The organism is Sporosarcina sp. P19, assembly GCF_002743165.1.
Classification (GTDB): Bacteria; Bacillota; Bacilli; order Bacillales_A; family Planococcaceae; genus Sporosarcina; species Sporosarcina ureae.
This window is the reverse complement of the sequence record NZ_PDYR01000008.1, coordinates 80,797-94,332: the sequence shown is the minus strand read 5'-3', so window position 1 is coordinate 94,332 and position 13,536 is coordinate 80,797. Positions and strand designations below refer to the sequence as shown.

Genomic DNA, 13,536 nt, shown 5'->3' with positions numbered 1-13,536 from the left:
TACGATTACTTATTTTATTAGGAGCAAAATAATGAATGCAAAATTAATGTGGCGCCATGTATATCAATCAGAAGCGGCAAGAATTGCATTTATTGCAATCTTGACAGCTCTTACCGGTGAATTGAAAGTGATGCCGTTTGACGGAGAAATGTTCCGTTTTGCGTTAGGCGGTATATTGTTCTTTTTACTAATTCTTATTTATCCACCTGTTTCCATTTTGCGCACAGGATTCGTTACGGCAGTTACCGTAGTAGTATTTCGCGTAACGAAAGAGATGTGGCTTGGCGCTGAGTTGCTTGAGAGTTTACAGATGCATGTACCCGTCTTTTTATTTTACTTTATCGTGGCGGTCGGCTGGCACTTCGTCGGTCTTGAAAAATATAAATCTTTACCACTTCGACTGGGTGCATTAGCTTTCTTATTTGAAGTAGTGAGCAACACGTCCGAGCATGCACTGCGTAATTGGTGGCAACATGGTTCACTACTTAATGGTAAAGAGTGGGGCATTCTAGTTGGGGTGGCACTATTGCGTAGTTTCTTCACGGTGGGGTTATATAGTTCTGTGGCGTTATCAAAAGAGAAGCAGCGTGTAGAAGAGATGCTTGGTGTGGGTTCAGAGCTATATGCGGAAGCACTGTATTTACAAAAATCCATGAACCATATAGAACAGATCACCGCGTCAAGTCATGACTTGTACCGCAAGCTTAAAAAAGAGAAGCAACGGGAGCTTAGCACCCAAGCGTTGCATATAGCGCAGGAAATCCACGAAGTGAAAAAAGACTCCCAACGAATTTTGGCGGGATTATCAAAGTGGACTACGCGGCAACAAGTAGAGGCATTTTATCTATCTGATTTACTCGACATGGTCGTCACTGCGAATGAAAAGTACAGTGATATGATCGGTAAGGAATGCACGGTGGAAAAAACAATTGATGGGGACTTCCAAACAGGACAGCATGTACCTTTGCTTGCCGTGTTGAACAATTTGACGGCGAACGCGGTAGAAGCTATTGAAGAAAAAGGTCATGTACACATTACAGTAAAGAGAGATGGAGCGTGGGTGCGTTTTAGTGTGTGTGATACAGGAAAAGGAATTCCTTTTGAACATGAAGACGTAATATTTGAACCAGGATATACGACCAAATTTACGGATCAAGGAACAGCAGCAACAGGTATCGGGTTATCGCATGTATGCACAATTATCGATGCGATGCAAGGTACAATTGCTGTAGAACGCCTAGATAAAGGACTGAATGTACTAGTGGAAATCCCCATGGAATCCATTATGAAGGAGATAGAAGCATGAGATATTTTATCGTAGATGATGATAAAGCAAGCCGTGTGATGCTAAAAAATATTCTAGCAGAGCAAGAAGGGATTGTGATTGGCGAGGCTGACAGTGGAGTGAAAGCTATTCCTCAAATACTATCCTTGGCACCCGACGTTGTATTGATCGATTTATTGATGCCTGAACTCGACGGGATCGAAACGATTCAACAGTTGAAATCGCAAGGCTACTGCGGACAATTCATTATGCTGAGCCAAGTAGTTAACAAAGAGATGGTTGGCGAGGCCTATCAAGTCGGCGTCGAATTTTTCATACATAAGCCGATCAATCAAATAGAAGTACAGAGCATCGTGCGACGTACAGCTGAGCAATTACGTCTAAAAAGCTCCTTATTGACGATTCGGGAATCACTGGCGCAATTCGGTTCTGTTGAACAACCTAAAGTGCAACAATCGGTGAAAGATATTGTTCTAAAGAAGCTGCATGATATGGGAATCTTCAGTGACAGCGCGAGTCGCGACATCGTAGCCATCATGGAAGTCTTGAACGAGCAGCGAGCTGTTCAACTACCGCCTTTAAAGGGGCTGTATGAATCCGCGTTGACCAAACTGGGTGTGCCAGATGGAGACATCTCCAAAGAAAGTAAGGCGATGGAGCAAAGAATCCGTCGGTCAATCCTTACCGCAATGGAACATTTGGCATCACTTGGCGCAGTAGATTATACAATCGATGAATTCGAATACTATGCACCACGCTTCTTTGATTTCCAGGAGATTAGTATGAGAATGAAACAGATTCAAGAAGATAGTTTCGATATTAGGCCTGTCAAAGTGAACAGTAAGAAGTTTCTGCATGTGTTATATATGGAGGTAATAGAAGAACGAAAATAATTATTGTAGGATATTGTAGAATTTTGTAGGGTCCCCGTAAGATATGAATAAGTTACTGAAAGAAAGCGTTTTCAGAGAACGTCAAAGGGGGATTATCGATGAAAAAGATATTTAAATTGTCTTTGGCTTACCAAATATTAATTGGATTGGTTTTAGGTATTGCAGTCGGTGCAATCTTTTATGGTAATCCTAATGTAGAGAGATACTTACAGCCAATCGGCACGATGTTCATCAATATGATTAAAATGATTGTAGTACCTATTATTATTTCAACGCTAGTAATCGGAGTAGCAGGTACAGGTGATATTAAGAAATTAGGTAAACTTGGCGGTAAAACGCTTTTATATTTTGAAATTGTAACAACGATTGCGATTATTGTGGGACTTATGTCTGCTAATATTTTCAAGCCAGGTGAAGGCATCGATATGTCTTCTCTTGAAAAGGGTGATATCTCGCAATACGTAGAAACGACAGGAGAAGTGCAGAATGGCGGCTTCATGGATGTGTTAGTCGGCATCGTACCAAGTAATATCGTAGACTCGATGGCGAATGGCGATATGTTGCCAATCATTTTCTTCTCTGTGTTATTCGGTTTAGGTGTAGCTGCAATCGGAGAGCGAGGCAAACCGGTTCTAGAAGTTTTTCAAGGAGTCGCAGACGCGATGTTCTGGGTAACGAATATGATTATGAAATTCGCACCGTTTGGTGTATTCGCGTTAATTGGTGTAACGGTATCTAAATTTGGTTTGGAATCACTCATTCCAATGGGTAAATTAATGGTACTTGTATATGCCACGATGATATTCTTCATCATCGTTGTGTTAGGTGGGATCGCGAAGATGGTCGGCGTGAACATCTTCCACTTCATGAAGATCTTGAAAGACGAATTAATTCTAGCGTTTTCAACATCCAGTTCGGAAACGGTGTTGCCGAAAGTGATGGAGAAAATGGAGAAGTTCGGAAGTCCGAAAGACATCGTATCTTTCGTGGTACCGACAGGTTACTCGTTTAACCTAGATGGATCTACACTTTACCAAGCATTGGCGGCCATGTTCATTGCACAAATGTATGGAATCCAGTTGAGTATTACGGAACAAATCACATTGGTATTAGTGTTGATGATTACGTCTAAAGGAATTGCGGGCGTACCTGGCGTTTCATTCGTCGTGTTACTTGCGACACTTGGAACAGTAGGTATTCCGCTTGAAGGCTTGGCGTTTATCGCGGGTATCGACCGTTTGCTGGATATGGCACGTACGGTAGTTAACGTAATCGGAAACGCTCTTGCAACCGTAGTTTTGTCGAAGTGGGAAGGTCGCTTCGGTGAGGAAACAGTGAAGACAGAAAGCGAACCTCAATATGTCTTTGCAGAAGAGAAATTAGTTTAATTGAACGCTGTCCTCTTAATTGAGGGCAGTTTTTTTATGGAGTTTATGGAGACAGACAGGCATAGTGACGACATTCAATTGTAGGAATGCTTGATTTGTTATATGATTAGCAGTATGGAATAACAAGAGTGCGGTTTTTACTAAGGAGGAAATGAAGTAATGAGCAATCAGCAAAATGATTTTACGAAGTGGTATATCGATACGATTCAGAAAGCAGATTTGATGGATTATACACCAGTGCGTGGATGTATCGCGTTTAAACCAGACGGCTATGAAATCTGGGAGCATATTCAGGATGAAATGAATCGTCGTTTTAAAGAAACAGGTCACCGTAATGCCTATTTCCCAATGCTAATTCCAGAGTCATTTTTCGAAAAAGAAAAAGATCATATCGAAGGATTCTCTCCAGAATTGCCATGGGTGACAGAAGCGGCGGGCGAGAAATTGGAAGAACGTTTGGCGCTGCGTCCGACGTCTGAAACGATGATTGGTCATTTGTATTCTGACTGGATCAAGAGCTATCGTGATCTTCCAGTACTAATCAACCAGTGGGCAAACGTATTCCGCTGGGAGAAAAAGACGCTACCATTCATTCGTACATCAGAATTTTTATGGCAAGAAGGACATACTGCACACGTAGATGAAGAAGAAGCGCGCCATGAAACGATGCAAATGTTAGAAATCTACAAAGAAGTCGTAGAAGACTTATTAGCGATTCCTGTATATGACGGACAGAAAACACCTTCTGAGCGCTTTGCGGGAGCAGTTGATACGTTCTCGATTGAAGCGATGATGAAAGATGGTAAAGCGGTACAAGCTGGAACTTCACATTATCTTGGAACAAAGTTTGCGGAAGCATTTGATATTAAATATTTAACAAAAGAAAATAAGCACCAGTTCGTGCATACGACATCATGGGGAACGTCAACACGCTTGATCGGTTCCGTTATTATGGTACATGGCGACGAGCAAGGTCTTGTATTGCCTCCGCGCGTTGCACCGACACAAGTCGTGCTAATCCCAGTTGGACCTTGGAAGAAGAATCCAGCGATTATGGAAAGGCTAGACGAGATCTACGCTGAATTAAAATCTAAAGGCATTCGTGTCCGTTTGGATGATTCGGATCAGTCTCCAGGCTTCAAGTTTAACGAGTACGAATTAAAGGGTGTTCCGGTACGTCTAGAGCTTGGACCACGTGATCTTGACAACAATCAAGCATTGATGAAAGCGCGTGACGGCGGTGAGAAAGTAGCAGTTGATCTGACTGAAGCTGTGGCTAGCATTGAGCAAGAACTACAGACGATGCAGAAGCGTTTACTTGAGAATGCTCGTACGTTCCGTGACGAAAACTCTCATACGAATATCGATACGTTAGACGAGTTGAAGAAGCACATTGAAGATAGTGCGACCAACGAAGTAACTCCAGGTTGGATCCTTGCAGGCTGGTGTGGCGATGACGCATGTGAAGAACATGTCAAAGATGAAACGAAATTTACAACACGTAATATTCCATTCAACCCACCGGCAGAGAAATCCGCTTGTATTAACTGTGGAAATGAATCGAAGCATACAGTTTGGTTTGCAAGAGCTTACTAATAGAGCAATAAAAAGCTGTCCCACGAAGTTTTGTGGGACAGCTTTTTTAGTGATTTTAAGTGCAAATACTCTAGAGAGTGAAGTGGTGTGGTGGGGATTGAAGCTTCCGCTTCAATCTAACTTTCATAGTGATTAGATTTAAAACACTCATTGGCAATAGTATGTGAAGTAGAACTGCCCTTGAACTTAGTTAAATTCAAGGGCAGTTCTAAATCTAATTCAATTATAGAACTCTTTACAAGTATATCTTTAATGAGCAACAATAAGTATGACCACTGACACTGAAGGGATTGGCGCTACACAACACAGATGTTGTTTAATCCTTTTTGGATTAGTCGTCCAACTTCAAACCTTTTAACGCATCCGCAAATGGATTGTTGATAGGCTCATCATCATTATTCTTCTTCAAATACTTCTGTACATCACGTTTGTTGACCTTACCTTTTGAATTCTTATCGCGACGTGCCTTGAACGTAGAAAGTTTTTCGCGATAACCACACTTACACGTAAAGATCTGTCCTTCACCTTCGCCGCGCAGCTCCATCTTCTTCTTACACTGCGGACAACGTGCGTTCGTGACACGGGAGACGTTTTTACGGTGACCACACTCGCGGTCCTGACAAACAAGCATCTTGCCATGCTTGCCGTTTACTTCAAGCATCGGCTTCCCGCAGTCTGGACATGTTTTTGTTGAAATATTATCATGCTTAAACTTTGCTTCACTCGCTTTAATCTCTGAAACAATTTCTTTCGTATAGCCTTTCATTTCATTAATGAACGCTTCTTTTTTTAACTGCCCTTTGGCAATCTTCTCTAATTTTAGTTCCCACTCAGCTGTTAGCAAAGGAGATTTCAATTCGTCCGGTACTAGCTCGAGCAACTGTTTTCCTTTGTTCGTGACGTGGATGTCTTTCCCGCGTTTTTCGATCAAGAAGGAGTTGAATAGCTTGTCGATGATATCAGCACGTGTTGCCACTGTCCCTAGTCCGCCTGTTGATTTCAATGTGTCTGCGAGTTTCTTATCCTGTAATCCCATATACTTCGTTGGGTTTTCCATGGCGGATAATAGTGTGGCTTCATTGAAACGCGCAGGGGGCTTCGTTTGACCAGATGTCTCTTTGATGAGCTTGATGTCGAGCTGATCACCTGCTACTAGCTTAGGTAATAATTGTTCTTTCGTATCCTGTTCAGTTTCTTCTTCGTCGAATTGGATGTCATACACTTCTTTCCAACCAGCAGCCAAAATCGTTTTTCCGCGTGCTGTGAACCGTTCGTCTGCTATTTTTGCATGAACCGTTAATTGTTCGTATTCATGTGCTGGGAACAAAACAGCTAAGAATCGCTTGACGACCAGATCATAGATTTTTCGCTCGCGATCAGACAATTTATCAAGAAATACGATTTCTTCTGTCGGAATGATTGCGTGGTGATCAGATACTTTGCTATCGTCAACGAATGATTTACTCGTTTTAATCGGTTTCTTCAATATTTTATTCGCAAGGGAACGATATTCGCCTATACCCACTGTTTTCAAGCGCTCGGGAAGTGTTGCGACGAGATCATTTGAAAGGAAACGAGAGTCGGTGCGTGGATAGGTTAGTATTTTATGTTGTTCATATAATTTTTGCATAATGTTGAGTGTATCTTTTGCTGAGTAGCCAAACATTTTATTGGCGTCACGTTGTAATTCAGTCAAATCGTATAGGCCTGGTGAGAAGGATTTTTTCGCTTTCTTCTCGACATTTTCAATTACAGCTTGTTTACAATCGACTTTTTTGACGATAGCAGACAGTTTGTCGCGGTCAAATGAACGTGTATCGCCTGTTTTTGCATCCTGCCAAGTCAGTTTTAATTTCGAATCAGACTGCGCTTCGACTCCGTAAAATGTTTTAGGCCGGAAAGTGTTAATCTCTTCTTCGCGCTGTGCAATAATTGCCACGACAGGCGTCTGCACACGTCCGCAGTTAAGTTGTGCGTTAAACTTGGTTGTCAGTGCACGCGTGGCATTAAGACCGATATACCAATCGGCTTCAGAACGTGCGACTGCTGCCTCAAATAAATTTTCATATGCTTTACCTGGCTTTAACTGGGCGAAACCATCTTTAATTGCTTTGTCCGTGACAGATGAAATCCAGAGACGCTTGATTGGCTTCTTTACCTTCGCTTTTTCAATAATCCAACGAGCAACTAATTCTCCTTCACGTCCAGCATCTGTACCAATAATAATATCTGAAACGTCCGTGCGAAGCAGTTGCGCTTTTACGGCATTGTATTGTTTGCTCGTTTGTTTGATGACCGTTAGTTTCAAATCATTAGGCATCATCGGTAAATCATCTAGTTTCCATGTCTTGAATTTCGTATCGTAATTCTCTGGATCAGCGAGCGTTACTAGGTGTCCGAGTGCCCACGTCACAATATATTTATCGCCTTCTAAATAGCCGTTACCTTTTTTATTGCAGTTCAGCACACGGGCAATATCCCGCGCTACGGAAGGTTTCTCCGCCAGTACTACACTTTTTTTCATACAATGAACTCCTTTTTATATACATGTCGAAAAACTCCTCCAACAGATAAGGGTTCTGTCCTTATACTATATGAAGGAGTTACTTACTAAAAAGTGTAAACCAGACCGGAAGTTTCGTCAATTAAGGCGGATGTATACGTTTTGTGAGTTCATTAATAGAGGTTTAGGAGTTGCGAAGCCGAATGTAAAGTCAACCTCTAAAAAGGGGGCGGTATTTCAGACGGAGTAAGAATACAAGACTGAACGTATGATTTTTTTGTATACTGTACGTAACACTATAGAAACGAGGGATTTCCATGTCAGAATTAAAAGATCGTTTAATGGCCGATATAAGAACTGCGATGAAGGAAAAAGACACAATGAAGAAAGGTGTCATTAATTTATTGCGTGCAGGTCTACAAAATGAATCGATTGAATTAAAGCGCGAACTGACGAAAGAAGAAGAAATCAAAATCGTTCAGCGTGAGCTAAAGCAAACAAAACAATCGCTCGATGAAGGTCAAAAAGCCAATCGACAAGACATTGTGGAAGCAGAAAAAGCGAAAATCGCGATTGTCGAATCCTATTTGCCGAAGCAGATGAATGTGGAAGAAGTAAAAGAATTGATAGCTTCATTAGGCATTTCAAAAGATGCCTCAATGGGTCAGACAATTGGCGTTGTAATGAAGGAAGTCGCTGGTCGTGCGGAAGGGAAGACTGTTTCGCAGGCAGTTAAAGAGTATTTACAAAATTGAATTACGGATATTGAACTGGCTGACAAGTAGTATGCTTGTCGGCCAGTTTTTTTATTTTTCAAATGAAGCTCGTAACACGTAGACCACGTCATATTCTTTTAATTCGTCCAAATAGCCTTCTCTTTGTTCATAGAAATCGGATGATAATGTACTTGTCGGCGAACCTTCTGCTGTAGATGTGTAGATGATACCCGCCAACAACATGTTATCCGAAAGAAGTAAACCTTCTTGTGGATTGGTATTAAATAGAGTCGCCATGTCTTTCAGTGTTTTCAGCTCTTCTTGATTACTAACACTTGCAGCGCCCTTATCGTCACTTACACTTGCAGAAAATAATAGTTCTTCTTCGAGAGTTTGTGTGACTGTCAAAACGATGCTACCCTTCGTTGACTCTCCAGGCATTGGAGTGGATAGCTCACTAATTGGTTCTGCAACCTTCTTGCCTTTTTCATACTTTTCTACCCATAGAGTTACCTTTTTATAGTTTTGATCGGCTGTATAATCAAAAACAAATGCAGTATTGGCAGCTGTTTCAAGTATTTGTTTTTCACGATCTGAAAGTTCAGGTATCGTCAATTTATTCGTATCTGTTGCCGCACATGCAGTGAGAAATAATAGGCAGCTTAAAATCGTGATACTCATCCATTTTTTCATCGCATACGCCTCCTTCTCTTTACATTTTATTATAGCATTTTATAGTACTACCTGAAATAATCGAGTGCTTTATAAATTTCAATTGAAATGTGTCTAATTTTATTGAATAAATAATACTTAAATAAAAAATGATAATTGGTAGGGTAGATATGAGGAAATTGAAATGACTGTTAACGCTGATGCTTCATAGTGTTTTCAACGTTTTATATATACAAGTCTTGAGTGAGAGTTAATAGTTTTTGTGATGAATTGAATGGATTTATTAGATATTTTATTTTTACTTAAAATGAAAATAATAGTTATTTATTGGATTAATCTTTACTATTTCATAAAACATGATATCGTTGATAGAGAACAGCCTGCTTGCTAGCTAGTGAAAAGGTAGGCAAATGATAAAATGGAGTGGTAATTTTGGTAAAAAGTGCTATGATGGAAAAACAAAAACAACAAGAAGGAATTATGCAAATTCCCGAATGGTGGACTTGTCCAGAAGGGCATGAAGAATTACAAAAAGCTGCACATGCGTTAGGCAAGAAAGAACTGCTACCGCGTGCACTTATTTCTGATCAACAGAGAAGTTACCCACGTGAAAGTTTACGTGAAGTTGCGAAGTCTGGTTATTCGGCTGTGACCATCCCGGTTGAAGCGGGTGGTCTGAAAGACGGATTCACAGCATTCGCAGTACTTTCCGAAAGCTTTGCACATTATTGCCCGTCTACGACGATGTGCTGGGTTATGCATATGACAACAGCGCATACGATCTATGAAGCAGGCACTGAAGAACAGCGTCAACGTTTATTGCCACGCTTGCGTGATGGACAAATCGGTGGCCTAGCATTTAGTGAACGAGCGACAGGAGGCCACTTCTGGAATATCGGCAGTAAAGCAATACGAAATGCAAATGGTTATTTGCTGGACGCAGAAAAGTCATTTGTCACAAGTGGTGGAGAAGCAGACTTTTATTTAGTTGCAACGACGTCTCCCGAAACTGATGACCCTGATAATTTGATGTTCTTATTGGTCGAAAATGATCAGCGAGGTGTCGAAGCATTCCCATTTGATGCAATGGGACTACGTGGAAACGCAAGTGGTCCGATGAACTTTAAAAATGTACAAGTGGCTCTTGAAAACCGTATCGGTAGCGAAGGCGGTATGGGCTATTTCAACGACAACACGATCGATCCTCTATTCTTACTAGGTTCAGCAGCTTGCTGGGTCGGTATTGCACAAGGTGCTCTAAATATGGCAACAGATGGTGCTAAACGGAGAGTACACGCAGATACGGGATCATCCGTTACAGATTACCAAGTCATTCGTCATGAGTTGGCGAAGGCGCAGATCAAAGTAGATAGCGCACGTAGTATGTTGTATCGTACAGCAGAAGCGTTGGATCGTTGCACTAAAGAAGGCAAGGAATTGTCGGAGTGTTTGTATCCATTATGGCAGCTGAAGACGCATGCAGCGGATATGGTGATTGACGTTACTAACTCGGCGTTGCAAGTTTCTGGTGGTCGTGGTTATATGACAGGTCAGGTAGAGAAGTTCGTACGCGACGGGCGTGCTGGTGCTATTATGGGACCAACAAACGAAGTGTTGCGTGAGTGGATCGGCCGTACAATGATCGAAGTTCCTTGGATGGATTAATTAAATCAAATTAAAGCAGTCACCGGCAGGGTATATCTGTCGGTGACTGTTTTTGTCTTATATTGATAGCGCGTAGTGAGCGGGAGAGCGCTGTACAGTTTCGCTCATTAATTCGTATAAGCGATCATAGTGTTTGGTTAACCGCTCTAAGACAGTGTCTAAGTGCTCTATTAACACGTACAACCGCTCTATCTCGCTCCGTAGGCGATCATACTGGCCGTATAACCGCTCAATGCGTACACTGGTCAGTCACGCCACCCGCACTACTACTCCAACAAACCTTGTTCTTTCAAAAATGCCTTTGCAACTTCCTTCGCTTTGGCACCTTCCGCGTTTACTTGATAATTCATTTCACGCATCTCATCATCTGTCACAATACCAGCAAGGCTATTTAACGCATCCTCAAGCTCTGGATACTTCGCCAGCGTCTCTTTACGAAGCAATGGCGCACCTTGATATGGAGGGAACAGTTCTTTGTCGTCTTCGAGAACTGTCAATTCATATTCGCGTAGCTCGCTATCTGTCGAATATGCATCCATTAAGTTGATCTCACCTGCTTCTATTGCCTGATAGCGTAGCTTCGGCTCCATCGTTTGGATGGAAGGGAACGTGATGCCGTAAAGGTTTTGAATGCCAAGGTATCCATCTTCACGGTCATTAAATTCGAGAGTGAAGCCTGCTTTTACAGCCTTTTCAACCGCAGCCAGATCAGATATCGTTTTCAGTCCGTACTCTTCTTGGAATGCTTTGGAAACAGCGAGTGTGTACGTATTGTTGTAGGACATCGGTGTTAGGAACGTCATATCAAATTGTTCGTCTAGTCCTTTTCGCGCTTGCTCATACACTTCATCGCGGTCGTTGCTGACAGCTTCATCCTTCAGGAATTCGGCTATAGCGGTACCCGTAAACTCAGGATATAAATCAATACTTCCCGATTTCAGTGCATTGAAGACGAATGAAGTTTTACCGAGCCCCGGTTTTAATTCGACGGAGAGATCGGTTTGGTCTTCGATTAATAATTTATACATATTTATGAGAATTTCAGGTTCTGCGCCAAGCTTGGCTCCGATGACTATTTCATTTTTGGAGTTACCTCCTATAAATGGTGCTGCAATCATCAAGACGGCCGCAATAATGAAAATGGTAAATGCAGTAATGGCTTTTCTAAATGAAAGACCTTCGAATATTTTTAACAGGAAATCGAAGAATAGTGCGAGTAACGCTGCAGGTATAGCGCCTAGTACGATTAATGATGGATTATTACGATCAATTCCAAGTAATATCAAATCACCTAGACCACCCGCGCCAATCAAAGCAGCTAATGTTGCGGTTCCGACGATCAGTACCATCGATGTGCGGATACCTGCCATGATGATCGGCATGGCAAGTGGTAGTTCAACTTTCATTAGCCGCTTTCGTGTATTCATTCCCATCGCAGTGGCGGCTTCTCGAAGTGAAGGATCGACTTCTTTAATGCCTGTGTATGTATTGCGCAAAATAGGCAGCAATGCATAGACTACTAGCGCAATAATAGCGGGTATTTTCCCGATACCGAATAGGGGAATTAATAGACCGAGTAGTGCGAGAGAAGGAATCGTCTGCAGTACGGCGCTGATCCCAATGACAGATTCCGCTATTTTTTGCCGATTTGTCAAATAGATTCCTAGTGGAACCGCAATTAGCACTGCAATTATTAAGGAGATTAATGAGATCTGAATATGTTCAATTAGTGCTTCCAGTAATTGACCGCGTCTGTTTTGAAATACATCCAGAAAATTATTCATTAGACGTACCTCCTTTCAGTGACTGCTCCGCTAGAAAATGAAGAATTCCTTTTCGGGTAACCATTCCAATAACTTGACCGTCTTGTTTAATCGCCACTTGATCTTCAGAAGCTAAGAACTGCAAGAGCGGCCCCCATTCAGAATCAATAGGGATCGCAAAAGATAGCGACAAATCTGCCGGAATCTCTTCTATATGATCCGCAATGGAAAATGTGCGGGCTGCAGCTGATGCTGTAAACTCGCGCACGAACGGCGAAGCGGGTTTAGTCAGAATCTCTTGCGGTGTTGCAATTTGTTCGATTTTGCCCTCATTCATAATGCAAACACGATCGCCTAGTTTAAATGCTTCCTGTAAATCATGTGTGACGAATACAATAGTTTTTTGGATTCTATTTTGTAAATCTAGCAGATCCTCCTGCAACTTTAGACGACTGATTGGGTCCAGTGCGCTAAATGGTTCGTCCATCAATAGAATATCTGGGTCTGCAGCCAGTGCGCGCACGACACCGACCCGCTGTTGCTCGCCGCCTGATAGTTCATGCGGTTTACGTTTTCGGTATTCTTCGGGATCTAACCCAGCCATTTCAAGTAGTTCCGTTACGCGTGCGCGGATGTTTTTCTTCTTCCAACCGACCAGTTCAGGAACAACTGCGATATTTTCCTCGATCGTCATATGGGGGAACAACGCGATTTGCTGCAATACATAACCGATTTGCCAACGGAGCTCATGGATCGGATAATCACTGATGCGCTTGCCATCGAGCCAAATCGTCCCTTTTGTCAGTGGAATCAGCCGATTAATCATCTTAAGCGTTGTGGTCTTCCCACAACCACTTGGTCCGACTAACACAAGAAACTCTCCTCGCTTAATTTCTAAACTCACCGAATCCACGGCTAAGCGAGACATATCATAACTCTTTGATACTTCTTCAAAACGAATCATCAAAAACCCTCCTTCGTTATTACAATTTTCACATAGTGATAGAAAAATAGGAAGTCATATCTCTTTTTAAAAGTAATGAAAAGAAGTGCGT

10 protein-coding genes are annotated in these 13,536 nt (G+C 42.0%); 6 read left to right on the top strand and 4 right to left on the bottom strand.

The annotated features are described in order from the left end of the window. Positions 1 to 31: 31 nt before the first annotated feature. The 4 genes from CSV74_RS10220 to proS all read left to right on the top strand — a co-directional run bounded on the left by CSV74_RS10220 (position 32) and on the right by proS (position 5,162). Positions 32 to 1,306, top strand: a complete 1,275-nt coding sequence (locus CSV74_RS10220; protein ID WP_099691563.1) for a sensor histidine kinase — start codon at positions 32 to 34, stop codon at positions 1,304 to 1,306. Further along, positions 1,303 to 2,178: a response regulator gene (locus CSV74_RS10215; RefSeq protein WP_099691562.1), complete on the top strand. Its 876-nt coding sequence runs from the start codon at positions 1,303 to 1,305 to the stop codon at positions 2,176 to 2,178. Before CSV74_RS10220 ends, CSV74_RS10215 begins: the two co-directional genes overlap by 4 nt. Before the next feature lie 98 nt (positions 2,179 to 2,276). Next, positions 2,277 to 3,566, top strand: a complete 1,290-nt coding sequence (locus tag CSV74_RS10210; protein WP_099691561.1) for a cation:dicarboxylate symporter family transporter — start codon at positions 2,277 to 2,279, stop codon at positions 3,564 to 3,566. A 159-nt stretch (positions 3,567 to 3,725) separates the two neighbouring features. After that, positions 3,726 to 5,162 carry a proline--tRNA ligase gene (gene proS, locus CSV74_RS10205; protein WP_099691560.1) on the top strand — a complete coding sequence of 479 codons (1,437 nt, stop codon included), beginning with the start codon at positions 3,726 to 3,728 and terminating at the stop codon, positions 5,160 to 5,162. A gap of 331 nt (positions 5,163 to 5,493) precedes the next feature. On the opposite strand, the gene CSV74_RS10200 is transcribed toward proS, so the two are convergent. Then, entirely contained in the window at positions 5,494 to 7,686 is a 2,193-nt protein-coding gene (locus CSV74_RS10200) for a DNA topoisomerase III (RefSeq protein WP_099691559.1), read from the bottom strand. 296 nt (positions 7,687 to 7,982) lie between these two features. Between CSV74_RS10200 and CSV74_RS10195 the strand changes: the two genes are divergently transcribed. After that, the gene (locus CSV74_RS10195; RefSeq protein ID WP_099691558.1) at positions 7,983 to 8,420 is read left to right on the top strand and encodes a GatB/YqeY domain-containing protein; all 438 of its coding nucleotides are present in this window, start codon (positions 7,983 to 7,985) and stop codon (positions 8,418 to 8,420) included. 51 nt (positions 8,421 to 8,471) lie between these two features. Here the strand turns inward: CSV74_RS10195 and CSV74_RS10190 are convergent, their stop codons facing one another. After that, the gene (locus CSV74_RS10190; protein ID WP_099691557.1) at positions 8,472 to 9,074 is read right to left on the bottom strand and encodes a hypothetical protein; all 603 of its coding nucleotides are present in this window, start codon (positions 9,072 to 9,074) and stop codon (positions 8,472 to 8,474) included. A gap of 402 nt (positions 9,075 to 9,476) precedes the next feature. Here CSV74_RS10190 and CSV74_RS10185 point away from each other — a divergent pair, with 402 nt between their 5' ends. Continuing rightward, positions 9,477 to 10,718: an acyl-CoA dehydrogenase family protein gene (locus CSV74_RS10185; protein ID WP_369823709.1), complete on the top strand. Its 1,242-nt coding sequence runs from the start codon at positions 9,477 to 9,479 to the stop codon at positions 10,716 to 10,718. 266 nt (positions 10,719 to 10,984) lie between these two features. On the opposite strand, the gene CSV74_RS10180 is transcribed toward CSV74_RS10185, so the two are convergent. Next, entirely contained in the window at positions 10,985 to 12,502 is a 1,518-nt protein-coding gene (locus CSV74_RS10180; protein WP_099691556.1) for an ABC transporter permease/substrate-binding protein, read from the bottom strand. Then, complete coding sequence (locus CSV74_RS10175) at positions 12,495 to 13,445, bottom strand: ABC transporter ATP-binding protein (protein ID WP_099691555.1); 951 nt, start codon at positions 13,443 to 13,445, stop codon at positions 12,495 to 12,497. The genes CSV74_RS10180 and CSV74_RS10175 overlap by 8 nt, the downstream gene beginning before the upstream one ends. Positions 13,446 to 13,536: the final 91 nt, after the last annotated feature.